The organism is Azospirillum brasilense (genome assembly GCF_005222205.1).
GTDB classification, from domain to species: Bacteria; Pseudomonadota; Alphaproteobacteria; order Azospirillales; family Azospirillaceae; genus Azospirillum; species Azospirillum brasilense_G.
On the sequence record NZ_CP032345.1, the window covers coordinates 1,683,626 to 1,709,489 of the forward strand.

Consider the following 25,864-nt stretch of genomic DNA (forward strand, 5'->3'; position numbering starts at 1 on the left):
GGCCCGCTCATACTCCTGCAGGACCCATGCTGTCGACTCTTCCCCGCCTGATCGGCCACCGCGGCGCCAAGGAAAACGCGCCGGAAAACACGCTCGCCAGCCTGCGCGAGGCCGCCCGCCAGGGCGCCGCCTGGGTCGAGGTCGACGTGATGCTCACCCGCGACCGCGTGCCGGTGCTGATCCACGACGACACGCTGGAGCGCACCACCAACGGCGCCGGACCGGTGCCCGACTTCACCCTGGCGGAGCTGAAGGCGCTGGACGCCGGTTCCTGGTTCGACGCCCGTTTCGCCGGCGAAACGGTGCCGACCCTGGAGGAGGCGCTGGGCGTGATCCGCAAGTTGGGCCTGGGTCTCAATCTGGAGATCAAACCCTATCCCGGCCAGGAGGTGGCGACGGCGGAAGCCGCGCTGGATCTGCTGACGCGGCTGTGGCCGAGCGGCCTGCCCCTGCTGGTGTCCAGCTTCGAGGTGCCCTGCCTGGAGGTGGCGCGCGACCGGGCGCCGGAGATTCCGCGCGGCTACCTGCTGTGGGACCCGCCGGCCGACTGGGCGGCCATCGCCGACCGCATCGGCGCGGCCACGCTGAACGTCCACCAGAACCGCCAGACGGCGGAGAGCGTCGCCGCCTACCGTGCCACCGGGCGCCCGGTGCTGGCCTACACGGTCAACGACGCGGCGCGGGCTCGCACGCTGTTCGGCTGGGGTGTGGCCGGCGTCTTCACCGACGCGCCGGGCCGGCTGGCGGCGGAACTGGCCGAACAGACGCCCCTGTGACGCGGTTGCCGTTGGGACCGTCGGTTGACGTTTGGGGACATGTCGCTGTGACAGATTTTTTTCTAACACCGCGAATCCGCTCGTCCGCACGGAAATTTCCTCATATATAGATCGCTCATGGCGGCATGGGCCGTCGGGGGCATGACTCCCGGCGGCGTTTTTCGTCGTCTTTCGGGTCGCGCTGTCCGGGTGCCCGCGCGCGGGCGCTCTCATGGTCTTGGAGGTTTCGTTGAAGGCGCTTAAGCCGTTGCTGATGTCTGGCCGGGAGGTTCTGCCGCTCGTCGAGGGTGGCAAGGGAATTGCCGTCTCCAACGGGGAAAGCTCGGGCGCCTGGGCGGCGGCCGGGGGTATCGGAACATTCTCGGGCGTGAACGCCGACAGCTACGACGAGAACGGGAATCTCCTGCCGCAGATCTATCACGGCAAAACCCGCCGCGAGCGCCATGACGAGTTGATCAAGTTCGGCATCCAGGGCGGCATCGCGCAGGCGCGCATCGCGCACGAGGCGTCGAACGGCCAGGGCCGCATCCACATGAACGTCCTGTGGGAGATGGGCGGCGCCGAGCACATCCTGCACGGCGTGCTGGAAGGCTCCCAGGGCATGATCCACGGCGTCACCTGCGGCGCCGGCATGCCCTACCGCGTGGCGGAGATCGCCGTTCACTACGGTGTGCACTACTACCCCATCGTCTCCTCGGCCCGTGCCTTCCGCGCCCTGTGGCTGCGCGCCTACCACAAGTTCCGCGAGAACCTGGGCGGCGTGGTCTACGAGGACCCGTGGCTGGCCGGCGGCCACAACGGCCTGTCCAACTCCGAGGACCCGCTGAAGCCGGAGGATCCGTTCCCCCGCGTCCTGGCGCTGCGCCAGATGATGAACAGCTTCGGCCTGAACGACACCCCCATCGTCATGGCGGGCGGCGTCTGGTGGCTGTCGGACTGGGAAGACTGGATCGACAACCCCGACCTCGGCCCGGTGGCCTTCCAGTTCGGCACGCGCCCGCTGCTGACCCAGGAAAGCCCGATCTCCAACGCCTGGAAGCAGCGTCTGCTGACCCTGAAGGAAGGCGACGTCTTCCTGAACCGCTTCTCGCCGACGGGCTTCTACTCCTCCGCCGTCAAGAATCCGTTCCTGATGGACCTGATGGCCCGCTCGGAGCGTCAGGTGGCCTATCTGCCCAAGCCGGTGGGCGAGCATTCCGCCGAACTGCCGCTGGGCCCGCGCGGCCGCCCGGTCTATGTGACCGAGACGGACAAAGCCCGCGCCGAGGGCTGGCTGTCCCAGGGCTTCACCAGCGGTCTGAAGACGCCGGACAGCACCGTCATCTTCGTCACGCCGGAGCAGGCGGAGCGCATCCACCGCGATCAGGTGGACTGCATGGGCTGCCTGTCGGCCTGCAACTTCTCCAACTGGGCGCAGAACGAGGAAGGTACGAACGGCAAGCGCGCCGATCCGCGGTCCTACTGCATCCAGAAGACCCTGCAGGCGGTCAGCCACACCGACGACTGCGAAAACCAGCTCATGTTCGCCGGCCACAACGCCTTCCGCTTCGCGTCGGACCCTTACTACAAGGACGGCTTCATCCCGACCGTGAAGCAGTTGGTCGAGCGGATCGCCACCGGCTACTGACGCCGGCGGCACGCGGGTTTGCGGGGGGCGCTTGCCCCCTGACCTGAAATCGTTCTAAAGTGAGCGGGCTGCGGCGGATCGCCGCGGTCCGTTTCGCGTTCCGACTTTGTGACCTGAACCAGGGCGAACAGACGACGATGACCGGCACCCGACCCTTCAAGCGCGCCCTCGACCGCCTGCAGACGGCCGGCTTCCGTCCGACGCGCCAGCGTCTGGGTCTGGCCCGGCTGCTGTTCGAAGGGGAGCACCGCCACGTCACCGCCGAGCAGCTCCACACCGAGGCCATGGGGGCGGACCTGCGCGTGTCGCTGGCCACGGTCTACAACACGCTGAACCAGTTCACCGCCGCCGGCCTGCTGCGCGAGGTGGTGGTGGAGGCGGGCAAGTCCTACTTCGACACCAACACCAGCGACCATCACCATTTCTTCCTGGAAGGGACGGGCCGGCTGGAGGACATCCCCGGCGACGACGTGGTGGTGCAGCATCTGCCGCCGGCCCCCCCGGGCACGCGCATCGCGCGGGTGGATGTGATCGTCCGGCTGAGCGCGGAGCAGGGCGAGGACCGCTGAGGTCCCTGCGGCCCACGGCCGCGTCATGAAAAAATCCGTCTCCCAACCGGGCCTCCAGGGAATTTCCGGAACATTGACGCGTTTTGGGAGCAATGGCATAAGCCGTAGCCGAGGCTCGGCCGCCGGAGGCCCCACGCCCGCGCGCGGCCGGGCCGGACAGAACCCCGTCGGGAGAACGCCGCCATGTCGCTGAAGGGCACGAAGACCGAGCAGAACCTCAAGGCGGCCTTCGCGGGGGAGAGCCAGGCCAACCGCCGCTATCTCTATTTCGCCCAGAAGGCCGACGTGGAAGGCCACAACGAGGTCGCCGCCGTCTTTCGCTCCACCGCGGAGGGCGAGACCGGCCACGCCCATGGCCACCTGGAATTCCTGGAGGAGGCCGGCGATCCGATCACCGGCCTGCCCATCGGCGACACGGTGAGCAACCTGAAGGCCGCCATCGCCGGCGAGACCCACGAATACACCGACATGTACCCTGGCATGGCCCGCACCGCCCGCGAGGAAGGCTTCGAGGAGGTCGCGGACTGGTTCGAGACGCTGGCCAAGGCCGAGCGCAGCCACGCCGGGCGGTTCCAGAGGATGCTGGACCAGCTGTCGTCATGACGGCGCGCCGGACTGCGATCACCCGCGCCGACATTCTTCCCCCGGACCGCTACGCCCGCGAACGGGCCGCCCGCCGCAGCGCGCTGGTCGCCGTGAAGAAGAGGCGTCGCGTCGCGGTCGGCCCCTACGCCCTCGTCCATTTCGAGAGTTACGAGACGATGTGGCAGCAGGTCCACGAGATGCTGTTCATCGAGCGGGGCGGCGACGACCAGATCGACGGCGAGCTTCGCGCCTACAACGGCCTGATCCCGCAAGGGATGGAGCTGGTTGCCACGGTGATGTTCGAGATCGCCGACCCGGCGCGGCGCGCCGCCGAGCTTGGCCGGCTGGGCGGGGTGGAGCGGACGGTGACGCTGCGCTTCGCCGGCCACACGGTGACCGGCCGGCCGGAGCAGGACGTGGAGCGCACCAACGAGGCCGGCAAGGCGTCCGCCGTCCATTTCCTGCATTTCGACTTCACGCCGGAGCAGATCGCCGCCTTCCGCACCCCTGGGAAGGAGGTGATCCTCGGCATCGGCCATCCCCACTACGGCCACATGGCGGTGATGCCGGAGGCGGTGCGGGCGGAGCTTGCGGGGGATTTCGGGTAGGGGAGACCCTTGCCCCCTCCCTGACCCTCCCCCGCTGTCGCAGGGGAGGGAACTGTCTCCCTCTCCTGCGAAGCGGGGGAGGGAAGGGGCCCACGGCGCCAGCCGTGGGAAGGGTGGGGGCAAGCCGCCCACCGGTTACTCGAACGTCTCGTCCTTGTAGGCGCCCCAGAACTCCCCGCGGCTCATCCAGCCGCGATAGCCCTTCAGGTCCACCTCGCACCACTCGCCCTTGCACTTGCGCAGCCAGCCGATCACCCCCGGCTGGGCGCGGGCCACGACGGCGGCGTCGCTGTGCGGCTCCTTGCGGACGGTGCGGATGTCGCCGGTGATGACGATGCTGCGCTTGCCCGACAGCATGCTCTGGTGCACCCAGCCCTCGCTGCCTTCCCAATCGCGGATGCGGCGCCAGGTGTCGAACTCCTGGGTGATCTCCACCGGCATTTCCTTGCGGGTGAACACCCATTCGATGGGGTAGCGCACGTTGGGGCCGGTGCGTGCGTTCACCTCGCCCGAGCGCAGCGACACGAAACGGGGGATCGGCAGGCCCGAGGCGTGGGTCGGGTCCTTCTCGCGCCGCCCGCCGTCCGACGCGTCGGCGGTGGACGGCGTGACCGGCGCCAGGGCTGCGATGGCCAGCGCCAGAACGGCGAGAGCGCGGCGGATGGCAGACGTCGTCGGCAACGGCAACACCGGCAGCCCCGTGCTGTGGAGATCGGAAGGATTTGAGTCGGACGCACTATAATTAGGGGTAGCCGCCGGGAGCAAGCGCAAGGCGCCGGCGGGCGCACGGCATCGGTTCTTGTCACATGGCGGGGCGGCTCATCAGGCTGGCCGCCGCGCCGAATCGTCACTGCCATCTGGACAGCTTCCCAACCGCTTGATAGGACAAGCGTCGGCCCGGAATGGGGGAGGCACCGTCTATGACCGAAAAGAAGAAGCCGCTCGTCGTCGTCACCCGGAAATTGCCCGACGTCATCGAGACGCGGATGATGGAGCTGTTCGACGCACGGTTGAACTCCGACGACGAACCCCTGACCCACGCCCAGCTCATCGACGTGGCGCAGGTGGCCGACGTGCTGGTTCCCACCGTCACCGACCGGATCGACCGCGAGGTGATCGAGAAGGCCGGGCCGCAGCTCCGCCTCATCGCCTCCTTCGGGACGGGCGTGGACCACATCGACCTGAAGGCGGCGCGGGAGCGCGGCATCAGCGTCACCAACACGCCGGGCGTCCTGACCGAGGACACGGCGGACATGACCATGGCCCTGCTGCTGGCGGTCGGCCGCCGGCTGGCGGAAGGCGAGCGGCTGGTCCGCTCCGGCCAGTGGAAGGGCTGGGGGCCGACGACGATGCTTGGCCACCGCATCCAGGGCAAGCGTCTGGGCATCCTCGGTATGGGCCGCATCGGGCAGGCCCTGGCGCGCCGGGCGCGGGCCTTCGGCATGTCGATCCACTACCACAACCGCCGCCGCGTCTATCCCGACGTCGAACAGGAGCTTGAGGCGACCTACTGGGACAGCCTGGACCAGATGCTGGCGCGCATGGACGTGGTGTCCATCAACTGCCCGCACACCCCGGCCACCTATCACCTGCTGTCGGAGCGCCGACTGAAGCTGCTGCGTCCGCACTGCTTCATCGTCAACACCTCGCGCGGCGAGGTCATCGACGAGACGGCGCTGACCCGGATGCTGTCGAAGGGCGAGATCGCCGGCGCCGGCCTGGACGTGTTCGAGCATGAGCCGGCGGTGAACCCGAAGCTGCTGCGGCTCGACAACGTGGTCCTGCTGCCGCACATGGGCTCCGCCACCATCGAGGGCCGCATCGACATGGGCGAGAAGGTCATCATCAACATCAAGACCTTCGCGGATGGCCACGCCCCGCCCGACCGCGTCCTGGAAACGCTGCTGTAAAGCTGAGTGCTGGAGAGGGCGTCTAGAGGACGCCCTCATACAGGCTGGCCATGGGCATCTCGATCCCGACCGAGGGGAAGCGCAGCGTCCCGCCCCCGATGACGTCGCGGCCTCTGATGTCACGAACAACCCAGCTCTGTTCGTCCTCGCGGTGCCACAGCTCGGCGCAGCGCTTCGTCGAGTCGAGCAGCAGGATTTCCTGCACCGACGGGATTTCCCGATAGATCGCCAGCTTCCGGCCACGGTCGAACTGGGCGGTGGAGGGCGACAGGATCTCGACGATGATCGTCGGGTCCGGCACCGGAACCATGCCGGGCTTCAAGGGCTGGCAAGTCACCGCGATGTCGGCCTGGAAATAGGTGTCCTCGTGGTCGGAAACCCGAATGCCCGCTTCGGAAACGACACGGCATGGAGGCTGGAGCCGGGTTCCGATCTGAATGCCGATGGCCATCGCCAAGGCGCCATGGGTCGCGGCGGGCGGCGCCATGGCGACGGGTTGGCCGCCGACCAGCTCATAGCGGGTGTCCGTTCCGTCGTTCCAGACGAGGAACTCATCCACGGTCATCGGGCGGGGTGCCGGATCGCTCATGCCCATGACTATGGCCCACTCTTTCCCGCGCTCCAAGGGGCCGCCGCGGTTATTCCGCGGCCAGCCCGCCGCCCAGCTCGATCCGGACCTCGACCACGCCGGGCTCGTCCAGGTTCTCCTTGCGGATGAAGCCGAGCGCGCGGCACATGCCCAGCATGCTGGTGTTCTCGCGCAGGACCTCGCCGTAGACCTCCTTGATCCCACGGGAGCGGGCGTAGTCCAGGATCTTGTTCATCAGCTGGTAGCCCAGCCCCTGGCCCTTCATGTCCGACCGCACCATCACGGCGTATTCGGCGCGCAGGTTGTCGGGGTCGGCGGTGATGCGCACCACGCCGTACATGATGGTTTCGCCGGTCTCCGGGTCCGGCCCGACGGCGACCAGACCCATCTCGCGGTCGTAGTCGATCTGGGTCAGGCGGGCGGCGGCCTGGTGCGACAGGCGCTTCAGCGGCGCGAAGAAGCGCAGCCGCAGATCCTCCTGCGTCTGGTTGGCCACCATGTGGTGCACCAGCGGCTCGTCCTCCGGCAGGATGGGGCGGACGAGGAACTGGCGGCCGTCCTTGATGGTGATCCGGTCCTCCAGCCCCTTGGGGTAGGGGCGGATGGCCAGACGCCGGGCGCCGGGCAGGGCCGGGACGCCGACCTTGATGCGGGCGTCGAGCGCCAGCACGCCCTCCGCATCGGCCAGCAGCGGGTTGATGTCCAGCTCGGCGACCTCCGGGAAGTCGACGATGAGCTGCGAGATCTTGTTCAGCGTCAGCGCCACCGCCTCCAGATCGACCGCGGCGCGCGAGCGGTAGCCCTGCAGCTGGCGCCAGATGCGGGTGCGGCCCATCAGCTCCGTCGCCAGCTTCATGTTCAGCGGTGGCAATGCCAGCGCATAGTCCTCCACCACCTCCACACCGATGCCGCCCTCGCCGAACAGCAGGACGGGGCCGAACAGCTCGTTCTCGGTCATGCCGACGATCAGCTCGTAGGCGTCGGCGCGCACCGCCATCTCCTGGACGGTGAAGCCCTCGATGCGGGCGTCGGGCACCGCCTCGCGCACGCGGGCCAGCATCGCCTCGGCCTCGGCCTTGACCTCCGCCGGCTCGGTCAGGTGCAGGGCGACGCCGCCGACGTCCGACTTGTGGGTGATGTCCGGCGACAGAATCTTCAGCGCCAGCGGCCCGCCGATCATCTCGGCGCAGTGGGCGGCCTCCTCCGGCGTGTCGGCGCGGCGGGTGTCCACCACCGGGACGCCGTAGGCGGCGAGCACGCGCTTGGCCTCATACTCGCTCAGCCAGTCGCGCTTCTCGGCGATGGCGCGGGAGATGATCTTGCGCACCGTGATGCCGTCGGGCTGGAAATCCTCCGGCACCGACGGCGGCGTCTCCATCAGCAGCTCCTGGTTCCGGCGGTATTCCACCAGATGCAGGAAGGCGCGCACCGCGTGGCTGGGCGTGTCGTAGGTGGGGACGCGGTTGGCGGCGAACAGCTTGCGCGCCTCCGCCGCGGTGTTGTCGCCCAGCCAGCTCGTCAGCACCGGGTGCTTGCGCGTCTTGTTGGCGATCATGGTGTCGACCACCGCCTGCGCGGCGGCCAGCCCGTCGGTCACCGCGGTCGGGCAGTTCAGCACCAGCACGGCGTCGTTGTTGGGGTCGGCCATCAGCGCGTTCAGCGCGTCGGCGTAGCGCTTGGGCGGGGCGTCACCGCCGATGCGCAGCGGGTTGCGGGCGCTGCCGGCGCCCAGCGCCTTCTCCAGCGCGTCCATCGTCTCCGGCGCGAACTGGGCCAGACGCCCGCCGGACAGGATCAGGCTGTCGGTCGCCATCACCCCCATGCCGCCGCCGTTGGTCAGGATGGCCAGCCGGTCGCCGGTGATCGGCGCGCCGGTGCCCAGCGTGCCCACCGCGTCGAACAGCTCGTCCAGCCCGGTGACGCGCAGGATGCCGGCGCGGCGGAAGGCGGCGTCATAGACGGCGTCGGACACCGCCAGCGCCCCGGTGTGGGAGGTCGAAGCCTCCAGCGCCTCGTCGGTGCGGCCGGACTTGATGACGATCACGGGCTTCTGGCGGGCGGCGGAGCGCGCCGCCGACATGAACTTCCGGGCGTCGCTGATGCTCTCGATGTAGAGCAGGATGGCCCGCACCGTGGCGTCGCCGGCCAGATAGTCGAGCAGGTCGCCGAAATCGACGTCCGCCTTGTCGCCCATCGAGATCAGGTGCGAGAAGCCGATCCCGCGCGCTGTCGCCCAGTCGGCGATCGAGGTCACCACCATGGAGGACTGCGCCACCAGCGCCACGTCGCCCTTCTTCGGCGTGACGTGGCCGAAGCTGGCGTTCAGCCCGCGGCCCGGCACCATGATGCCCAGGCTGTTGGGACCCAGCACGCGCATCAGGTGGGGCTTCGCCGCCTCGCGCAGGGTCTGGGTCTGCTCCTTGGAAAAGCCGCTGGAGATGACGATGGCCGCCTTGGTCCCGCGCTTGCCCAGCGCCTCGACGGTGGCGGGCACCGTGGCGGCGGGGGTGCAGATCACCGCCAGGTCCGGCGTGACCGGCAGATCGTCCACCGACTTGTAGGTCAGCACCCCCTCGACCGCGCGCTCGCCGGTCACCGGCATGATCGGGCCGTCGAACCCGGCGTTGAACAGGTTGCGGGCCACCACGGCGCCGATGGTGTTCGGCTTTCGGGTCGCCCCGATCAAAGCGATGGACGTGGGCTTGAACAGGCGGTCGAGGTTGCGAACGGTCATGGCCGGTTTCCGGGGGTTCGTCTCACACAGCAAGGCTCGAACAGCCGCCATTCCGCTAAAGATCGGACCGGGGCTGTCGACTTGCAATCAGCGGTAAGGAGGCAATCGCAGGACGGGAACGCGACCGATCGCCGCTCATGTTGCGGTGCAACATACACTCTGGTCATACCTTTGTACAGGCGCCCTTTGTCGCGCCCCCCTCGGCAACGGATATCCCCGTCGCGCATCGGGGCTTGAGCGGACCGGCGCGATGCTCCACCCTGTTGACCCTCAACGGAAAAAACAGGGAGCGGGAGCCATGAAGGTCGGGATCGTCGGGGCCGGCGCGGTGGGCGCCACGGCGGGATTCGCCATGGTGATGAGCGGCGCGGCCAGCGAGGTCGTGCTGGTCGACATGAACGAGAAGCTGGCCGCGGCCCAGGCGCAGGACATCGCCCACGCCGTGCCCTTCGCCCGCGCCGCCCAGGTGCGCCAGGGCGGCTACGCGGCGCTGGCCGGGGCCGGCGTGGTGGTGCTGGCCGCCGGCGTGGCGCAGCGGCGCGGCGAGACGCGCCTGCAGCTGCTGGAGCGCAACGCGGCGGTGTTCGGCGCGATCATCCCGGCGGTGCTGGCGGCGGCACCCGACGCCATCCTGCTGGTGGCGACCAACCCGCTGGACGTGATGACGCAGATCGCCACGCGCATCTCCGGCCTGCCGCCGTCGCGGGTGATCGGCTCCGGCACGATCCTCGACACCGCGCGGTTCCGTGCGCTGCTGGCCGACCGGCTGGGGGTGACGCCGAAGTCGGTGCACGCCCATGTGGTGGGCGAGCATGGCGATTCGGAAGTCCTGCTGTGGTCCGGCGCCACCGTGGCCTGCCTGCCGGTGGACCGCGGCGCCGAGCGGCTGAAGCGTCCCCTGACCGCGGAAGACCGCGCCGCCATCGACGAGGGCGTGCGCCGGGCCGCCTACCGCATCATCGACGGCAAGGGCCACACCGCCTTCGGCATCGCCGGCGGCCTGTCGCGCATCGTGGCGGCCATCGCCGGGGACGAGCGGGCGGTGCTGACCTGCTCCATCCTCAACGACGAGGTGCTGGGGGTGCCGGACGTGGCGCTGTCGCTGCCGCGGGTGATCGGGGCGGGCGGCGTCCTGGAGACGGTGATGCCCGACCTGTCGGAGGAAGAGGCGGCGGCGCTGAAGCGCAGCGCGGACATCCTGAAGGAGGCGGTGACCTCGGTGGAGAAGTCGCTGCCCTGACGGGGAAGAGAGGAGCGGGGCCGGTCCGCGTTGCAGGACCGGCCCCGCGCTGCGGAGCCGGCCCTTGCAACCCGTCCAGTCGAGAGGCGCGTCAGACCACCGGGCCGGGCTGGCCCTTGGTGGCGGCGGCGGCGCGCTCCATGCCTTCCTGGATCTTCTTGGCGGCTTCCTGCTCGTCGCCCCAGCGCAGGATCTTCACCCACTTGCCCTTTTCCAGATCCTTGTAGTGCTGGAAGAAGTGGGCGATCTGCTCCGTGGTGATCTCCGGCAGGTCCTTGTAGGACTTCACGTTGCTGTAGAACGGGTGCAGCTTGTCGACCGGAACGGCCAGCAGCTTCTCGTCCTCGCCGCCCTCGTCCTCCATGAACAGCACGCCGATCGGGCGCGAGCGCAGCACGGCGCCCGGGATGACCGAATGGCGGCCGACCACGCAGACGTCCACCGGGTCGCCGTCACCCGACAGGGTGTGCGGGATGAAGCCGTAGTTGCAGGGGTAGTACATGGCGGTGTGCAGGAAGCGGTCGACGAACATCGCGCCCGACTCCTTGTCGATCTCGTACTTCACCGGCTCGCCGCGCAACGGGATCTCGATGACCACGTTCACGTCCCACGGGGCGTTCTTGCCGACCGGAACCTTGCTGAGATCCATGGAAAACCATCCTTCGACTGCAAAAGCGGGTTGCGCTTGGTTGTGGACGCGGGCCAAAGCTCCCGGCGCCGCGCGCGCGGAGTTTAGGCAGATGCGGGCATAAGTCAAAGCCACTTGCGCAGGTGCGGCAAAGGGACGAGCCTTCGCCATGCCCTGCATCCTCTTTGCGCTGCTCTGTCTCGCCTTTTTTCCCCTTGCGGCACGGGCCGACCCCCCCGCGAAGGCTGCCCACGCCATTGCCATGCATGGCGGCCCCGCCTACCCGCCGGATTTTGCGCATTTCGCCTACGTCAATCCCGACGCGCCCAAGGGCGGCACGCTGCGCCAAGCGGTGACCGGCGGCTTCGACACGCTGAACCCCCATGTGGTCAAGGGCGTGCCGGCGCTGGGGCTTGGTTTCGTCTTCGAAACGATGCTGAACCGCTCCTGGGACGAGCCCTTCTCGCTCTACGGCCTGCTGGCCGAGAGCCTGGAGGTGCCGGAGGACCGGAGCACCGCCGTCTTCCATCTGAACCCCGCCGCGCGCTGGCACGACGGGACGCCGGTGACCGCCGCCGACGTGCTGTTCTCGCTGGAGGTCCAGCGCGCCCACGGCACGCCGAACCGCCGCCAGTACTACGCCAAGGTGGCGAGCGCCGAGGCGCCGGACGCGCGCACCGTCCGCTTCGCCTTCGCCCCCGGGCCGGACGGCCGTTATGACCGCGAGATGCCGCTGCTGATGGGGCTGATGCCGATCCACGCCAAGGCGTGGTGGGCGGGCCGGGACTTCGCCGCCACGACGCTCGACCCGCCGCTGGGCAGCGGCCCCTACCGGGTCAAACAGGCGGAGGCCGGGCGGCGCATCGTCTACGAGCGGGTGGCCGACTACTGGGGGCGGGACCTGCCGTCGCGGCGCGGGCTGTTCAATGTCGACACGCTGGATTTCACCTATTACCGCGACGACTCGGTGGCGCTGGAGGCCTTCCTGGCCGGGCAGGGCGACGTGCGGCGCGAATCCGACCCCGCCAAATGGGCCACCGGCTACGACGGCCCGGCGCTGCGCGCGGGGCGGATCATGCTGGAGGAACTGCCGCACCGCCGTCCGGAGTTCGCCCGCGGCCTGATCTTCAACACGCGGCGTCCGCCGTTTCAGGACATCCGGGTGCGGCGGGCGCTTGGCCTCGCCACCGATTTCGCCTGGATCGGCAAGACGCTGTTCCACGGCGCGCTGGTCCGCACCGCCAGCTACTACCCGAACTCCGAACTGGCGGCGGAGGGCCTGCCGGGGCCGGAGGAACTGGCGGTGCTGGAGCCCTTCCGCGACCGCCTGCCGCCGGCGCTGTTCACCGACCCCTTCGCCCTGCCGCGCACCGACGGCAGCGGCCCGGCGGGGGCGCGGGACAATCGGCGCGAGGCGCTGCGCCTGCTGGCCGACGCCGGCTGGCGGGTGAGCGGCGGGCAGCTGACCGACGGGGCGGGGCGTCCCTTCGCCTTCGAAATCCTGCTGGGCAACCCGGCGGACGAGCGGGTGGCGCTGGAATACGCCCGCTCGCTGGAGCGGCTGGGCATCGCCGCCACGGTGCGCACGGTGGACAACGCCCAGTATCAGGCGCGCCTCGATCATTTCGATTTCGACATGACCCTGCGCTGGTGGATTTCCAGCCTCTCGCCGGGCAACGAGCAGCTCTACTATTACGGATCGGAGGCGGCGGATCAGCCGGGCAGCCGCAATTATCCCGGCATCCGCGACCCGGTGGTGGACGCCATCGCTGCCTCCATCGCCGAGGCGCGGACGCGCGCCGACCTCGTGGCCCGCGTCCGCGCGCTCGACCGGGTGCTGCTGTGGGGCCATTACATGGTGCCGCTGTTCCACAGCCCGGCCGACCGCATGGCCCGCTGGTCGCGGCTGAAGCGCCCGGAGGCGACGCCCCTCTACGGCCCGCTGGTCGAGTCCTGGTGGATCGGTGAGGGCGGCTGAGTCTCGGCGTGCCCGCCATGGATCCGGTAGGCGTGCAGGATCAGGTCCGTGACGGCGTCCAGGTCGGTGAAGCGGTCGGTGTTGACGATCAGGTCGTATTGCAGCGGATCGCCGTTGGAGACCTTGAAGAACTCCTTGAAATACTTGGCGCGGGCGGCGTTGACGCGCTGCACCTCGTGCAGCGCGTCGGCGACCTTGGCGGGGTCGCCGCCGGCCAGCCGCGCGGCGCAGACCTCGTCCGAGCCGACGATGCGGACGCGGAAGCGCGGCGCCCCGCGCAGCAGCAGATGCGCCCCGCGCCCGACGATCACCCCGCCGCGGAAGGCGATGCCGTTGACCACGCGGGTCAGCAGCCGCTGATACTCGGTCAGCGGATCGTGCAGCCCCATCAGGCTGGCGTAGAGGAACATCCCCGCCCGCCCCGGCAGCTTCTCGTCGAGCTGGCGCATCAGCGCGGGATCGGAGGTGGCCGTCGCCACCACGGCGTCGAGGATTTCCTTGTCGAAGCAGGGCACCCCCAGCGACTCGGCGAGCTTCGCCGCGATCGCCTCGCCGCCGGCGCCGTGGTCGCGGGCGATGGTGACGACGGGGGGCGGGGACCCCAGCGGGCCGGAGCGGGGCCGGTGCGGCTGGAGCTGGTCGGTTCGGATGTAGGTCAGAAGCGCCTGGAATTCGTCGCGGGCCATGGCTTCCCTCCGCGAACGGTTGCGACGGTTCCAGTGTCCGGCCGGGCGGCGGCGGGGTCAACGACGCCCAAGGGGGAGGGGCACGACGCCGCACCCCTTCCGCGCGCCGCCGAAGAGGACCGCCGCCGAAAAAGGCCCTACAGCACCCGGACCGCGATCACCGTCAGCAGGACGACGATGATCCACAGGGCGATGCGCTCGCTGATCCGGCGCTCCACCCAGCGGTCGAGCATGTGCTTGATCGAGTGGGGGTGCAGGCGCAGGCCGCCGTCGGCCAGCTCGGCAGCGGCGCGTTCGGCCTGGTTCACCAGCCGGGGCAGGCGGCGCACCGTCGACACCATGGCCTCCAGATCGTCGAGGATCTGCGCCTCCGGCCCGCGGTTCTCGCGCATCCAGTCCTCGATCAGCGGGCGCGCCAGCTCCCACATGTTGATGTTCGGGTTCAGGATGCGGCCCACCCCCTCCGCCGTCAGCATGCTCTTCTGGAGCAGGAGGAGCTGCGGCTGGGTCTCCATCTCGAACTGCTCGGTCACCGCGAAGAGCTGGGCGAGCAGCCGGCCGACGGAAATCTCGCTCAGCGGCTTGTTCTGCAGCGGCTCGCCGATGGCGCGGCAGGCCTGGGTGAAGACCTCGATCGACTGGTGGCGGGGGACGTAGCCCGCCTCGAAATGCACCACGGCGACGCGGCGGTAGTCGCCGGTCAGGAAGCCGATGAGCATGTCGGCGAGGTAGGTCCGCGTCGCCCGGTCCAGCCGGCCCATGATGCCGAAATCGACGGCGGTGATGTTGCCGTCCTGGGTGACGAACAGGTTGCCGGGATGCAGGTCGGCGTGGAAGAAGCCGTCGCGGAACACCTGATTGAAGAAGCTGGCCGAGGCCTTGGCCAGGATCTCGTCGCGGTCGTAGCCGGCGGCGTCGAGCTTTTCCGATTCGTCCACCTTGAAGCCGCGGATGCGCTCCAGCGTCAGGACGCGGCGCGCCGTGCGGTCCCAGTCAATGGTCGGGACGTTGAAGGTGGGGTCGTCCTTGAAGTTGTCGCCCAGCTCCGACGCCGCCGCGGCTTCCATCCGCAGCTCCATCTCCAGGCGGGAGGTGCGGGCGAAGGTGTCCACCACCTCGCGCGGGCGCAACCGCTTCAGCTTGGGCATGACCATGACGGCCAGCTCGGCCAGCCAGTAGAACAGGTCGATGTCCCGCTCGAAGGCGTTCTCGATGCCCGGCCGCAGCACCTTCACCGCGACCTCCCGCCCGTCGGCGGTGACGGCGAAATGCACCTGCGCGATGGAGGCGGCGGCCACCGGCACCTCGTCGAAGCTGCGGAACAGCTTGCCGATCGGGGCGCCCAGCTCCTCCTCGACGATGGCGCGGGCCTGCGATCCTGGGAAGGGCGGCAGCTTGTCCTGAAGCTCGGCCAGATCGAGCGCCATCCGCTCGCCGACGAGGTCGGAGCGGGTGGACAGCAGCTGCCCCAGCTTGATGTAGGTCGGCCCCAGATCGGCCAGCGCGCGGGCCAGCCGCTGGCCGACGCGGCCCGGCTCCTTGGCGTTGCCGACCCAGCGCCAGAACAGCGCGAAGCCGGGGGCGGTCTGCGGCAGCGTTTCCGGCAGCGCGTTGTAACGCGCCAGCGTGCGGCCGATCACGAAGAGGCGGCCGATGTTTCGGGCGGTCCGGAACAGCATCCGGTCAGATCCGCCAGCCGGAATGGATGGCGGCGATGCCGCCCGTCAGGTTGCGCACACGCACCGCGCCGAATCCCGCGGCCTCGATGCGCTTGACCAGCGCCTGCTGCTCGGGGAAGCGGCGGATGCTCTCCGCCAGATAGCGGTAGCTGTCCTCGTCCCCGGCCACCATGCGGCCGAGCCGCGGCAGGACCTGGAAGGAATAGACGTCGTAGATCTCGCGCAGGACCGGAAGGACCACGTGGCTGAACTCCAGGCAGAAGAACTTTCCGCCGGGCTTCAACACGCGGCGCGCCTCGGAAAGCGCGGCGTCGATGCGCGTGACGTTGCGCAGGCCGAACGCAATGGTGTAGGCGTCCACCGAACGGGAGGCGATGGGCAGCCTTTCGGCGTCGCCGACCGTCCAGTTCACGCCGGTCAGCAGGTTGCGGTCGTAGGAGCGGTCGCGCCCGACGCGGACCATCGATTCGGTGATGTCGCAGACCACGGCCCGCCCGCCGCCGCGCTCCAGGAAGCGGAAGGCGATGTCGCCGGTGCCGCCCGCCACGTCGAGCAGCGTCATGTCGGCGCGCGGGGCGACCATCTCCATCAGCGTGTCCTTCCACAGCCGGTGGATGCCGCCCGACATCAGGTCGTTCATCAGGTCGTAGCGCCCGGCCACGCTGTCGAAGACGGCGCGGACGAGGCCGGACTTGGCGTCGGGATCGACGGGGCGGTAGCCGAACCAGTTCCCTTCGGCCCCGGCGGACACGCCGGTGGCCTGGGCCGGAGCTGCGGGCTGGGACGGGGCGGAGGGGGTGCGCGGATCGGTCATGGCGCGCAACATAGCGCGCGGCCTGGGCTTGCGCCAGCCGGGGCGTTGCCGTGACGCACCCCCGGCGCGCGGTTTTTGCGGGCTTGACCCCGCGTCCCGGCTTCGCCACCGTGCCGCTGGGCGGAACCGGGGGGACTGACGGGGGACCATGGCCACGCTGCAGGAAGCCCTGTTGATCGCCTTCGACCTCCAGCGGGAGGGGCGCTTCGCCGAGGCCGACTCGGTCTACGGGCAGATCCTCGACGCCGTTCCCGGCCACCCGCCCACGCTGCATCTGCGCGGCCTCCTCCTCGCCCAATGCGGGCGGCTGGAGGAGGGCTGCGCCCTGGTCGAGCAGGCCATCGCCGGGGATGGAGGCCAGCCCGACCCGCACGCCAACCATGCCAGCCTGCTGGAGGCGCTGGGCCGCTTCGGCGCGGCGGCGGAGGCGCTGGCCCGGGCCGCCGCCCTCGATCCGGACCGGGTGGCGCTTCTCAACAATTTCGCGGTGCGCCGGCTGGCCGCCGACGATCCGGCGACGGCGGAGCGGGCCCTGCGCGCCGCGCTGGACCTCCAGCCGGGGCTCGCCGATCCGCGCATCAACCTTGCCCGGGCGCTGGAGGCGCTGGGCCGGACGGACGCGGCGTTGGCCCAGCGGCGGGCGGCCGCGCTGCTGGCGCCGGACGACGCCGCCCTGCTGGGGGCGCTGGCCCTGCGGCCCGACGCGGGAGAGGCGGACCTGCACCGCGCCCTGTGGCTCGATCCGACGCGGGCGCTGCTGTGGAACCGGCTGGGGGCTTGGCGGAAGGACCGTGGCGCGCTGCCCGCCGCCCGCCACGCCTACGAGCGCGGCCTGGCGCTGGCCCCCGCCGACGCCGCGCTGTGGAACAACCGGGCCAACGTGCGGAAGGGACAGGGCGATGCGGAGGGCGCGCGGGACGCCCTGCGGCGGGCGGCGGCGCTCCAGCCGGAGTCGGCGGCCATCCGCAACAACCTCGCCGACGCCCACACGCTCTGCGGCGACCCGGCGGCGGCGCTGGCCGAGGCTGAGGCGGCGCTCGCCCGCGATCCCGCCCTGGCCGACGCGCGGCTGGCGCGGGCCTCGGCGTTGCTGGCGCTCGGGCGCTTTGACGAGGGCTGGGACGCCTGGGAGGATCGCTGGTCCGCCGAGCCCTGGTGCCGCACCGCCGGACGCTTCCCGCAGCCGCTGTGGAGCGGGCAGCCGCTGGGCGGCGGGCGGCTGCTCGTCTGGGGGGAGCAGGGGGTGGGCGACGAGTTGATGTTCGCCACGCTGCTCCCTTTGTTGACGCAATCGTCAACAAAAGAGGCGCAATCATCAACAGGTGCTTTGGCGGGCTGCCTGTTGGAATGCGACGCCCGGCTGGCGCCGCTGTTCGCCCGCGCGCTGCCGGGGGTGGAGGTGGTGCCGCGCGGCCCGCGGCCGGACCCGCGCCTGTTCGCTCCGGACATCGCCGCGCAGATCCCGTCGGGCAGCCTGCCGCGCCTTCTGCTGCGCGCCGAGGAGGATTTCCGCCGGCTCCGTCCGATCCTGAGCGCCGATCCGGCGCGGGTGCCGGCGGTTCGGCGGCGTGGCCGGCGCCCTCTGGTCGGCATCAGCTGGCACACCACCAACCCGAAATGGGGGCGCCTGCGCAACGTGCCGCTGGCCGATCTGGCGCGCACGCTGAACGCCGCGGGCGCCGACATGGTGGTGTTGCAATATGGAGACTGCGCGGACGAGGTGGCGGCGCTGGCGGCGGAGGGCATCGCCATCCTTCTGCCCTCCGGGCTGGACCGCAAGGACGACCTGGAGGGGCTGGCCGCGCAGATCGCCGCCACCGACCTCGTCGTCACCATCGACAACGCGACCGCCCATCTGGCCGGGGCGCTGGGCCATCCGGTCTGGCTGCTGCTGTCCCACGCGCCGGACTGGCGCTGGCTGATGGGGCGGGACGATTCGCCTTGGTACCCCACCGCCCGGCTGTTCCGCCAGACCCGGAGCGGCGACTGGTCCGGCCCGGCCGAGGCGGTGGCGCGCGCCTTGCGGGGGCTGGTGGAGGGCTCGGAGGGCTGAGAGCGTCATTCCGCCGATGCCGCGAACACCCTTTCCCCAATCGAGCGTCCACCGCTGCCCCTTGCGTCAACCGGCGCTTCCCACCATCCTCCTTGCCATCATGCCCGAACTTCCCGAAGTCGAAACCGTCTGCCGCGGCCTCGCCCCGCATCTGGAGGGGCGGACCCTGGTCCAGGTGCTCCAGCGCCGCGCCAACCTGCGCGTTCCCTTTCCCGCCGGCTTCTGCGAGCGGCTGACCGGGCGCCGCGTCGAGTCGGTGCGCCGCCGCGCCAAATACATCCTGGTCCATCTGGACGACGGGACGGTGCTGATCGCCCATCTCGGCATGTCGGGCCGCATGATCATCACGCCGGAACGGCCCGCCGCCTGGGGCGCCCACGACCACGTCGTGCTGGAGACCGACGCCGGGACGGTGGTGACCTTCAACGACGCCCGCCGCTTCGGCCTGATGGACCTCGCCATGGCGGAGACGCTCGCCGAGCACCCTCTGCTGCGCGCGCTGGGGCCGGAGCCGCTGGGCAACGCCTTCTCCGGACCGGTGCTGGCCGCGCGGCTGGCCGGGCGGATGACCAGCATCAAGGCCGCGCTGCTGGACCAGAGCGTGGTCGCCGGGCTCGGCAACATCTACGTGTCGGAGGCGCTGTTCCTCGCCCGCCTCAGCCCGACGCGCATCGCCGCCACGGTGACCGGCGCCAAGGCGGAGCGGCTGGCCACGGCGATCCGCGCGGTTCTGGAGCGGGCCATCGCCGCGGGCGGATCGTCCTTGCGCGATTACCGGCAGGCGTCGGGGGAACTCGGCTACTTCCAGCACCAGTTCTCGGTCTACGACCGCGAGGGCGCGCCCTGCCCGGGCTGCACCTGCGATGTCGCGAAGACCGGGGGCGTCCGCCGCATCGTCCAGGCGGGCCGTTCGACTTTCTATTGTCCGCAACGCCAGCGTTGATATAGGTGGAAGGCATGACGGCTCCATCGGCCACCGCGAGGGCGACGCTCGCCGCCCTCCTCCTCGCCGGCCCCGCCCTTGCGGGTCTGGCCGGGGTTCCATTGCCCGCAACGTCCTCCGCCTGGGCTGCCGACTCCGCCCGCTACGTCGAAGGCATGGGGGACGTGCCGGTCATGCCGGGCCTCGCCCCCGCCGAGGAGGCGCCGCTGGTCTTCGACAAGCCCGCCGGACGCATCGCGCAGTCCGTCATGGCGGGCGCCATGGACCGCAACGCGGTCCTGTCCTTCTACAACCAGACCATGCCGCAGCTCGGCTGGAGCCGCGCCCCGCAACGGGCGGGCGGTAGCGCCAGCTTCCTGCGGGAGGGCGAGGAGCTGCGCCTGGAATTCGTCGAGCCGGCCCCCGCCGCCGCCCGGAAGGCGGCGGCCACGGTCGTCCGCTTCTCGCTGATTCCGCGCTGATCCTCCAAAGAGACCAAAAGCAAACCAGAACGCCCTCCGCCCCGAGCGAGGGGGCAAACCACGGGAGCCTGCTGCATCATGCCGTACGAAACCATTCTCGTCGAAACCCGCGGACCGGTCGGGCTCGTCACGCTGAACCGGCCCAAGGCGCTGAACGCGCTGTCCGACCTGCTGGTGACTGAGCTGGGCCAGGCGCTGGACGCGCTGGAGGCCGACGACTCCGTCGGCGCCATCGTGGTGACGGGTTCGGAGAAGGCCTTCGCCGCCGGCGCCGACATCAAGGAGATGCAGGGCTTCTCCTACATGGACGTCTACAAGGCCAACTTCATCACCGCCAAGTGGGAGCGGCTGGCCAAGTGCCGCAAGCCGACCATCGCCGCGGTCGCCGGCTACGCGCTGGGCGGCGGCTGCGAGCTGGCGATGATGGCCGACTTCATCCTGGCCGCCGACACCGCCAAGTTCGGCCAGCCGGAGATCACCATCGGCACCATCCCCGGCGCCGGCGGCACGCAGCGCCTGACCCGCTTCGTCGGCAAGTCGAAGGCGATGGAGATGTGCCTGACCGGCCGTCTGATGGACGCCGCCGAGGCCGAGCGCGCCGGCCTCGTCAGCCGCGTCGTGCCGGCGGTGGACCTGGTGGACGAGGCGGTGCGGGTCGCCGAGAAGATCGCCAAGCTCTCGCGCCCGGTCGTCATGATGGCCAAGGACGCCGTCAACGCCGCCTACGAGACGACCATGTCCGAGGGCATCCGGGTCGAGCGCCGAATCTTCCACTCCACTTTCGCCACCGAAGACCAGAAGGAAGGCATGGCCGCCTTCGCCGAAAAGCGTCAGCCGGATTGGAAGCATCGCTGACATCCCCCGACTCCTCCCCCGTATCTAGCGGGGGAGGACCAGAAATCCGTCAAGATCTCGTAATCTTTCCTTTGCCGAGAAACAGTGTTGGACGGTGCCTTGACTCCCATTCGGCTGGAGCGTATAAGGCCCCCTCGCACTGGGACAGGCGTGTCGTCCGGAGTAGGGTTTTCATGGCCAATCATAAGTCTGCTGAAAAGCGCATTCGTCAAACCGCGCGTCGTACGGAGATCAACCGTAACCGCGTCAGCCGCATCCGCACCTTCGTGAAGAAGGTCGAGACGGCGATCTCGTCCGGCAACAAGGCTGAAGCCGCTGAGGCTTTCAAGGCCGCGCAGCCGGAACTGATGCGTGGAGCCTCCAAGGGCGTTCTCCACAAGAACACCGTGTCGCGCAAGCTGTCGCGCCTGTCGGCCCGCATCAAGGCTCTCTGAGTTTACTCGGCGTTATAAAGCCGCGCACCAGGTCTGGGCGCGGCTTTTTGCGTTTTTGATAAGTACAGTCTCCGTTCCTTCCGAGTCCTCCGGCAATACTCCGGCGGGGCAGGGGATCACGGCTGTTGGACGGCGACTCGCCTCCGGCGGTTCTGGTCTTGCGTGAAGGCTGGGGCGAGGTTCGGGAGCGCTGCGTGATTTTTGCCGCAGTCCGGACCGTTCGCTTTCTGTCCTATTGCCAGGGCGGGGACGGCTGATTAGACTTTCCATCCGTTGGGAATGGCGCACCGATGTTGTCTTTGATGTCACGCGCCATTCGCTGAAGGACGGAGACGTTCAAGGCGGCGGGCAAGGCTGCGGGGCGCTCAAGAGGCTCGACTCAACCCGTTGCTCCTGGAGCGATGCTTTTCTTAAAACTCGACGTGGCAAAGGCGGAGTCCAACTTCGCCGAAGGGATAGTATTGCCGCCCAGTTGGGAGGCATCCACCGTTGGAGTCTTCAGGAGAGGAACGTTTTGCCGGCGCGGGGCCTAGATTAAGGGGTCTGGAGTCAAGGGGTCTGGGTTCGGTCGGGCGGGACGGTGCCCCCTGCGGCGCGGGGCCGTCCGGGGGGAAAGGAGCGGGGTAGGGGAAGCATGTCGGTCGGCGCGTCGTTGGATCAGCAGTGGGCCCGCATCCGGGGCCGCCTCAAGGACGAGGTGGGCGAGATCGCCTACCGCAGCTGGCTGCAGCCGCTTTCCTTCGCCGGAATCCGCGGCGGGGAGGTGCGCATCGTCGTGCCCACCCGCTTCATGCGCGACTGGGTGCTGACCCACTACGCCGACCGCATCCGCAACCTGTGGGCCGGCGAGAATCCGGACGTGCTGTCGATCGATGTCGTGGTCGCCTCGGCCAACGCGCCGTCCATGCTGATGCCGGACGAGAGCGGGGGCGAGGCGCCGCACGACTCCGGTCCGGGAGACGGCCCCGCCGCCGACGGTCCGGTTCCCCCGGCGCCCGCCCCGCGGGCCGCGGCGCTCGGCCAATCCGCGTCCTATGGGGCCGCCTCCTACGGCGCGACCTCCTACATCGGGTCCTCCTATTCGGCGGGGCCGCCCTCCTTCGCGTCGGACGAGTCGCCCACGGCGGTCGCCTCGGTGCTGGAGGATCGGACCGACATCTCCGCGCCGCTGGACCCCCGCTTCACCTTCGAGAATTTCGTGGTGGGCAAGCCGAACGAACTGGCCCACGCCGCCGCCCGGCGCGTCGCCGACGCCACCTCGGTCACCTTCAACCCGCTGTTCCTCTATGGCGGGGTCGGGCTGGGCAAGACCCACCTGATGCACGCCATCGCCTGGCAGATCCGGCGGAACGATCCGAACCGCAAGGTGATCTACCTGTCGGCGGAAAAGTTCATGTACCAGTTCATCCGGGCGCTGCGCTTCAAGGACACCATGGCCTTCAAGCAGCAGTTCCGCTCGGTGGACGTGCTGATGATCGACGACGTGCAGTTCATCAGCGGCAAGGACAGCACCCAGGAGGAGTTCTTCCACACCTTCAACGCGCTGGTGGACCAGAACCGTCAGGTCATCATCTCCGCCGACAAGAGCCCGTCCGACCTGGAAGGCATGGAGGAGCGGCTGCGCTCCCGCCTCGGCTGGGGCCTCGTCGCCGACATCCACCCGACCACCTACGAGCTGCGGCTGGGCATCCTTCAGGCCAAGGCGGACGCGCTGAACGCGGCCATTCCGCTGAAGGTCCTGGAATTCCTCGCCCACAAGATCACCTCGAACGTGCGCGAGCTGGAAGGGGCGCTGAACCGCATCGTCGCGCACGCCGAGCTGGTCGGCCGGGCCATCTCTCTGGAATCGACGCAGGAGGTGCTGCATGATCTGCTGCGCGCCAACGACCGCCGCGTCACCATCGACGAGATCCAGAAGCGGGTGGCGGAGCATTTCAACATCCGCGTCGCCGACATGCATTCGGCCCGCCGCGCCCGCGCCGTGGCCCGCCCGCGGCAGGTCGCCATGTACCTCGCCAAGCAGCTCACTGCCCGCTCCCTGCCGGAGATCGGGCGCAAGTTCGGCGGGCGCGACCACACCACCGTGATGCACGCGGTGAAGAAGGTGGAGGAGCTGCGCACCACCGACCCCGCGTTCGCCGAGGACGTCGAGCTTCTCCGCCGCATGCTGGAAAGCTGAGCGGGCCGGGTGGCCCCCGTGGATGGCCCCCGTGGGTGGGAGCCGGCGCGCGGAATGCCCCTACCGAAAATGATGGCATTTTATACAAAACCCTTGTAACACCCCGCTGGTGCCTGCAAGGGGTGGCTGCCATGATTCCCGGATCAACCATGGAGACGAACGTCCTCGTCGCCGACGACTCCTCCGTTGTCCGGAAGATCCTGAAAGACCACCTGGAGGCGTACGGGTACCGGGTTCTGCTGGCCCGCGACGGGCGGGAGGCTCTGGACCTCTACCATCTTCACGACATCCACATCCTGATCACCGATCTGGAAATGCCGCGGATGGACGGGCTGGAGCTGTGCTGGCTGATCCGGGCGGAGGACGACCAGCATCGCACCTTCTCCATCCTGATGACCGCCGACGACGACATCCAGCGCCGGATCGAGGCGTTCGACGCCGGCGCCGACGAGTTCCTGACCAAGCCCATCGACATGCCGATGCTGCGCGCCCGCGTGCGCGCCGGCGAACGCATCACCCGCACCCATCGGGTGATGGCGGAGATGCTGAACACCGATTACCTGACCGGCGTCCTGAACCGCCGCCGCTTCATGGAGCGGCTGGAGCAGCAGCACCGGCTTCTGCAAGGCGCAAACGGAACGGACAAGGCCATGCCCTTCGCCGTCGCGCTGTTCGACATCGACCATTTCAAGCGCGTCAACGACACCTACGGCCATTCCAACGGCGACCTCGCGCTGAAGCTGTTCGCCCAGACCTGCGCGGCCCGCCTGCCGCCCGGCGGTTTCCTTGGCCGCATGGGCGGGGAGGAGTTCTGCATGGTCCTGCCGGCCCCGCAGGTCGAGACGGCCATCGCCAAGGCCGAGGAGATCCGCGTGGCGACGGAGGCGCTGACCGCCCGGACCGCCGAGGGCGCCCTGTTCGCCTTCACCGTCAGCATCGGCATCTCCCCGGCGGACGGGACGGAGACGGTGGCCGACCTGATCAAGCGGGCCGACGAGTCGCTCTACTTCGCCAAGAACAGTGGACGCAACCGCACCGTGGTCTGCGGCATCGACGGTGTGGTGGTGAAGGCCCGCTTCTACGTGATGTAGCGCCCGGAGGATCGTGGGGCGTTACAGCCCGATGAAGTTTGCGCCCACGCCCGCTTGAGCCATGGACGGCGCCCGGATATCGCGGCACAGTTGCCGCTGCGGCGGAGTCCGGCTGGACCGGCCCCGCGACCGGCCCCGCGATCGGGATGGCCGGCATGATTTCGGGCCAATAAGAAAAGGGGAGAGCAGGTGCCATGACCAAGGTTCCGGAAACCACCAGCCTGGAACAGCGCTCCAGCGCCGAGACGCAGCGCGCCGCCAAGGGCTTCACCCGCCGCCTGCTGCTCCAGGGGACCGCCGCCGCCGCGGGCGTCGCCGCGGTCGGCCCCTTCATCCTGCGCGAGGGCCGCGCCGCGTCGGGCAGCGTCAAGATCTTCTCCTGGGCCGGCTACATCAGCCCGGACATGCTGGCCGACTTCGAGAAGAAGACCGGCATCAAGGCCAGCCTGACCGAATACGGCACCAACGACGAGCTGCTGAACCAGCTCAAGGCCACCGGTGGCGCCGGCTTCGACATCATCCACCCCACGGTGGACCGCGTGCCGAACTATGTGGAGTTCGAGCTGGTCCAGCCGCTGGACGAATCGAAGGTCACGTGGGACGGCTGCCTGAAGTCGGCGGTCGAGGGCTCCGCCGCCATGGGCGGCGTGGTCGGCGGCAAGCGCTTCTTCGCCCCCGCCGACTGGGGGACCGAGGCCATCGCCTATGATCAGGCCAAGGCGCCGCTGACCTACGGCACCGCCAGCTACGGCGACCTGTGGAAGCCGGAGCACGCCGGCAAGGTGACGGTGCGCGGCCATTCCGGCCTGATCGGCATCGGCCTGTGGCTGGAAGGCCAGGGCAAGCTGCCCCACCCGATCCGCGAGCAGTTCAAGGACGAGGCGAAGGCGCGCGCCAATTTCGACGCGATCCTTCAGGTCGCCGCCGCCAACAAGAAGGCCATCGGCCAGTTCTGGTCGAACGAGAACGAGGCCCAGGGCGCCTTCCGCACCAACGGTTGCGTCATCGGCCAGACCTGGGATTCGTCCGCGGTCGCCCTGCGCAAGGAGGGGCTGCCGATCCGCTTCCTGGCGCCGAAGGAAGGGGCGCTGGCCTGGATGGAGGGCTTCGCGATTCCGGCCAAGGCGGCGAACCTGGAGCAGGCCTACGCCTGGATCAACTGGTTCTACACGCCGCAGGCGGGCGCCCTCTACACCAACCACTCCGGCATCTCCAGCACGGCGGTCGGGGCGGAGGCGCATCTGTCCGACCTGAACAAGCAGTTCTTCGCCGACGCCTATCCGGGCGACGCGCTGCAGAAGCTGTGGTGGTGGCCGATCCAGGAGGCCTGGTACGTCTCCATCCGCAACGAGTACCAGGACCGCTTCCTGGCCGCGTGAGTGCGACCCTCTCCCGTCCCGATTGTCCCCTCTCCCCCTGGGGAGA

Annotated in this window: 23 protein-coding genes; 16 read left to right on the top strand and 7 right to left on the bottom strand. The window is 69.5% G+C overall.

The window, feature by feature from the left end; all coding sequences use genetic code 11:
• Positions 1 to 26: 26 nt before the first annotated feature.
• The 5 genes from D3869_RS08180 (at position 27) to D3869_RS08200 (ending at position 4,165) form a co-directional block, all read left to right on the top strand.
• Positions 27 to 776 (top strand): glycerophosphoryl diester phosphodiesterase, encoded by a 750-nt coding sequence (locus tag D3869_RS08180; RefSeq protein ID WP_137139644.1) that lies wholly within the window; start codon positions 27 to 29, stop codon positions 774 to 776.
• Positions 777 to 1,005: 229 nt separating this feature from the next.
• Positions 1,006 to 2,403 (top strand): NAD(P)H-dependent flavin oxidoreductase, encoded by a 1,398-nt coding sequence (locus D3869_RS08185; protein WP_247895592.1) that lies wholly within the window; start codon positions 1,006 to 1,008, stop codon positions 2,401 to 2,403.
• Between the two features lie 137 nt (positions 2,404 to 2,540).
• A complete protein-coding gene (irrA, locus tag D3869_RS08190) occupies positions 2,541 to 2,972 on the top strand; it encodes an iron response transcriptional regulator IrrA (protein WP_014238832.1) in 432 nt (143 codons plus the stop codon).
• Positions 2,973 to 3,155: 183 nt separating this feature from the next.
• Positions 3,156 to 3,575, top strand: coding sequence for a rubrerythrin family protein (locus D3869_RS08195; RefSeq protein WP_014238831.1), 420 nt, complete (start codon positions 3,156 to 3,158; stop codon positions 3,573 to 3,575).
• Positions 3,572 to 4,165, top strand: coding sequence for a DUF3501 family protein (locus D3869_RS08200; protein ID WP_137139646.1), 594 nt, complete (start codon positions 3,572 to 3,574; stop codon positions 4,163 to 4,165). Before D3869_RS08195 ends, D3869_RS08200 begins: the two co-directional genes overlap by 4 nt.
• Positions 4,166 to 4,300: 135 nt before the next feature.
• Here D3869_RS08200 and D3869_RS08205 read toward each other — a convergent pair whose 3' ends face one another.
• Positions 4,301 to 4,855, bottom strand: coding sequence for an SH3 domain-containing protein (locus D3869_RS08205; protein ID WP_137139647.1), 555 nt, complete (start codon positions 4,853 to 4,855; stop codon positions 4,301 to 4,303).
• A gap of 230 nt (positions 4,856 to 5,085) precedes the next feature.
• On the opposite strand from D3869_RS08205, the gene D3869_RS08210 reads away from it, so the two are divergent.
• Positions 5,086 to 6,075: a 2-hydroxyacid dehydrogenase gene (locus D3869_RS08210; RefSeq protein WP_137139648.1), complete on the top strand. Its 990-nt coding sequence runs from the start codon at positions 5,086 to 5,088 to the stop codon at positions 6,073 to 6,075.
• A gap of 22 nt (positions 6,076 to 6,097) precedes the next feature.
• On the opposite strand, the gene D3869_RS08215 is transcribed toward D3869_RS08210, so the two are convergent.
• Together D3869_RS08215 and D3869_RS08220 are read right to left on the bottom strand one after the other, a co-directional pair.
• The gene (locus D3869_RS08215) at positions 6,098 to 6,664 is read right to left on the bottom strand and encodes a Uma2 family endonuclease (RefSeq protein WP_175426420.1); all 567 of its coding nucleotides are present in this window, start codon (positions 6,662 to 6,664) and stop codon (positions 6,098 to 6,100) included.
• Positions 6,665 to 6,713: 49 nt separating this feature from the next.
• Entirely contained in the window at positions 6,714 to 9,398 is a 2,685-nt protein-coding gene (locus D3869_RS08220) for a bifunctional acetate--CoA ligase family protein/GNAT family N-acetyltransferase (RefSeq protein WP_137139650.1), read from the bottom strand.
• 298 nt (positions 9,399 to 9,696) lie between these two features.
• Between D3869_RS08220 and D3869_RS08225 the strand changes: the two genes are divergently transcribed.
• Positions 9,697 to 10,638 (top strand): L-lactate dehydrogenase, encoded by a 942-nt coding sequence (locus tag D3869_RS08225; RefSeq protein ID WP_137139651.1) that lies wholly within the window; start codon positions 9,697 to 9,699, stop codon positions 10,636 to 10,638.
• 91 nt (positions 10,639 to 10,729) lie between these two features.
• Here D3869_RS08225 and ppa read toward each other — a convergent pair whose 3' ends face one another.
• Entirely contained in the window at positions 10,730 to 11,287 is a 558-nt protein-coding gene (ppa, locus tag D3869_RS08230) for an inorganic diphosphatase (protein ID WP_137139652.1), read from the bottom strand.
• 148 nt (positions 11,288 to 11,435) lie between these two features.
• Between ppa and D3869_RS08235 the strand changes: the two genes are divergently transcribed.
• A complete protein-coding gene (locus D3869_RS08235) occupies positions 11,436 to 13,244 on the top strand; it encodes an extracellular solute-binding protein (RefSeq protein WP_137139653.1) in 1,809 nt (602 codons plus the stop codon).
• Here the strand turns inward: D3869_RS08235 and D3869_RS08240 are convergent.
• The 3 genes from D3869_RS08240 to D3869_RS08250 form a co-directional block, all read right to left on the bottom strand.
• Positions 13,199 to 13,930, bottom strand: coding sequence for an AAA family ATPase (locus tag D3869_RS08240; RefSeq protein ID WP_137139654.1), 732 nt, complete (start codon positions 13,928 to 13,930; stop codon positions 13,199 to 13,201). The two genes, D3869_RS08235 and D3869_RS08240, sit on opposite strands and share 46 nt — an antisense overlap.
• A gap of 137 nt (positions 13,931 to 14,067) precedes the next feature.
• Positions 14,068 to 15,609, bottom strand: a complete 1,542-nt coding sequence (gene ubiB / locus D3869_RS08245) for a 2-polyprenylphenol 6-hydroxylase (RefSeq protein WP_247895593.1) — start codon at positions 15,607 to 15,609, stop codon at positions 14,068 to 14,070.
• A 4-nt stretch (positions 15,610 to 15,613) separates the two neighbouring features.
• Positions 15,614 to 16,423, bottom strand: a complete 810-nt coding sequence (locus D3869_RS08250; RefSeq protein ID WP_246472384.1) for a class I SAM-dependent methyltransferase — start codon at positions 16,421 to 16,423, stop codon at positions 15,614 to 15,616.
• 148 nt (positions 16,424 to 16,571) lie between these two features.
• On the opposite strand from D3869_RS08250, the gene D3869_RS08255 reads away from it, so the two are divergent.
• The 8 genes from D3869_RS08255 (at position 16,572) to D3869_RS08290 (ending at position 25,818) form a co-directional block, all read left to right on the top strand.
• Positions 16,572 to 18,476 carry a tetratricopeptide repeat protein gene (locus D3869_RS08255; RefSeq protein ID WP_137139655.1) on the top strand — a complete coding sequence of 635 codons (1,905 nt, stop codon included), beginning with the start codon at positions 16,572 to 16,574 and terminating at the stop codon, positions 18,474 to 18,476.
• Between the two features lie 100 nt (positions 18,477 to 18,576).
• The gene (mutM, locus tag D3869_RS08260; RefSeq protein ID WP_137139656.1) at positions 18,577 to 19,419 is read left to right on the top strand and encodes a bifunctional DNA-formamidopyrimidine glycosylase/DNA-(apurinic or apyrimidinic site) lyase; all 843 of its coding nucleotides are present in this window, start codon (positions 18,577 to 18,579) and stop codon (positions 19,417 to 19,419) included.
• A 14-nt stretch (positions 19,420 to 19,433) separates the two neighbouring features.
• Positions 19,434 to 19,880, top strand: coding sequence for a hypothetical protein (locus tag D3869_RS08265; protein WP_137139657.1), 447 nt, complete (start codon positions 19,434 to 19,436; stop codon positions 19,878 to 19,880).
• 78 nt (positions 19,881 to 19,958) lie between these two features.
• Positions 19,959 to 20,735, top strand: a complete 777-nt coding sequence (locus D3869_RS08270; protein WP_137139658.1) for an enoyl-CoA hydratase — start codon at positions 19,959 to 19,961, stop codon at positions 20,733 to 20,735.
• A 173-nt stretch (positions 20,736 to 20,908) separates the two neighbouring features.
• Positions 20,909 to 21,169: a 30S ribosomal protein S20 gene (rpsT, locus tag D3869_RS08275; RefSeq protein WP_094301467.1), complete on the top strand. Its 261-nt coding sequence runs from the start codon at positions 20,909 to 20,911 to the stop codon at positions 21,167 to 21,169.
• A 634-nt stretch (positions 21,170 to 21,803) separates the two neighbouring features.
• Positions 21,804 to 23,348 carry a chromosomal replication initiator protein DnaA gene (dnaA, locus tag D3869_RS08280; protein ID WP_137139659.1) on the top strand — a complete coding sequence of 515 codons (1,545 nt, stop codon included), beginning with the start codon at positions 21,804 to 21,806 and terminating at the stop codon, positions 23,346 to 23,348.
• A 149-nt stretch (positions 23,349 to 23,497) separates the two neighbouring features.
• On the top strand, positions 23,498 to 24,439 hold the full coding sequence (locus tag D3869_RS08285) for a GGDEF domain-containing response regulator (protein WP_175426421.1): 942 nt from the start codon (positions 23,498 to 23,500) through the stop codon (positions 24,437 to 24,439).
• A 194-nt stretch (positions 24,440 to 24,633) separates the two neighbouring features.
• Entirely contained in the window at positions 24,634 to 25,818 is a 1,185-nt protein-coding gene (locus tag D3869_RS08290) for an extracellular solute-binding protein (RefSeq protein WP_175426422.1), read from the top strand.
• Positions 25,819 to 25,864 lie beyond the last annotated feature (46 nt).

Bases quoted from the DNA above. Each gene is read 5' to 3' on its own strand.
- D3869_RS08180 (WP_137139644.1), top strand. From the start codon at position 27: ATGCTGTCGACTCTTCCCCGCCTGATCGGCCACCGCGGCGCCAAGGAA.
- irrA (WP_014238832.1), top strand. From the start codon at position 2,541: ATGACCGGCACCCGACCCTTCAAGCGCGCCCTCGACCGCCTGCAGACG.
- D3869_RS08195 (WP_014238831.1), top strand. From the start codon at position 3,156: ATGTCGCTGAAGGGCACGAAGACCGAGCAGAACCTCAAGGCGGCCTTC.
- D3869_RS08200 (WP_137139646.1), top strand. From the start codon at position 3,572: ATGACGGCGCGCCGGACTGCGATCACCCGCGCCGACATTCTTCCCCCG.
- D3869_RS08210 (WP_137139648.1), top strand. From the start codon at position 5,086: ATGACCGAAAAGAAGAAGCCGCTCGTCGTCGTCACCCGGAAATTGCCC.
- D3869_RS08215 (WP_175426420.1), bottom strand. From the start codon at position 6,664: ATGAGCGATCCGGCACCCCGCCCGATGACCGTGGATGAGTTCCTCGTC.
- D3869_RS08220 (WP_137139650.1), bottom strand. From the start codon at position 9,398: ATGACCGTTCGCAACCTCGACCGCCTGTTCAAGCCCACGTCCATCGCT.
- D3869_RS08225 (WP_137139651.1), top strand. From the start codon at position 9,697: ATGAAGGTCGGGATCGTCGGGGCCGGCGCGGTGGGCGCCACGGCGGGA.
- ppa (WP_137139652.1), bottom strand. From the start codon at position 11,287: ATGGATCTCAGCAAGGTTCCGGTCGGCAAGAACGCCCCGTGGGACGTG.
- D3869_RS08235 (WP_137139653.1), top strand. From the start codon at position 11,436: ATGCCCTGCATCCTCTTTGCGCTGCTCTGTCTCGCCTTTTTTCCCCTT.
- D3869_RS08240 (WP_137139654.1), bottom strand. From the start codon at position 13,930: ATGGCCCGCGACGAATTCCAGGCGCTTCTGACCTACATCCGAACCGAC.
- ubiB (WP_247895593.1), bottom strand. From the start codon at position 15,609: ATGCTGTTCCGGACCGCCCGAAACATCGGCCGCCTCTTCGTGATCGGC.
- D3869_RS08250 (WP_246472384.1), bottom strand. From the start codon at position 16,423: ATGACCGATCCGCGCACCCCCTCCGCCCCGTCCCAGCCCGCAGCTCCG.
- D3869_RS08255 (WP_137139655.1), top strand. From the start codon at position 16,572: ATGGCCACGCTGCAGGAAGCCCTGTTGATCGCCTTCGACCTCCAGCGG.
- mutM (WP_137139656.1), top strand. From the start codon at position 18,577: ATGCCCGAACTTCCCGAAGTCGAAACCGTCTGCCGCGGCCTCGCCCCG.
- D3869_RS08265 (WP_137139657.1), top strand. From the start codon at position 19,434: ATGACGGCTCCATCGGCCACCGCGAGGGCGACGCTCGCCGCCCTCCTC.
- D3869_RS08270 (WP_137139658.1), top strand. From the start codon at position 19,959: ATGCCGTACGAAACCATTCTCGTCGAAACCCGCGGACCGGTCGGGCTC.
- rpsT (WP_094301467.1), top strand. From the start codon at position 20,909: ATGGCCAATCATAAGTCTGCTGAAAAGCGCATTCGTCAAACCGCGCGT.
- dnaA (WP_137139659.1), top strand. From the start codon at position 21,804: ATGTCGGTCGGCGCGTCGTTGGATCAGCAGTGGGCCCGCATCCGGGGC.
- D3869_RS08285 (WP_175426421.1), top strand. From the start codon at position 23,498: ATGGAGACGAACGTCCTCGTCGCCGACGACTCCTCCGTTGTCCGGAAG.
- D3869_RS08290 (WP_175426422.1), top strand. From the start codon at position 24,634: ATGACCAAGGTTCCGGAAACCACCAGCCTGGAACAGCGCTCCAGCGCC.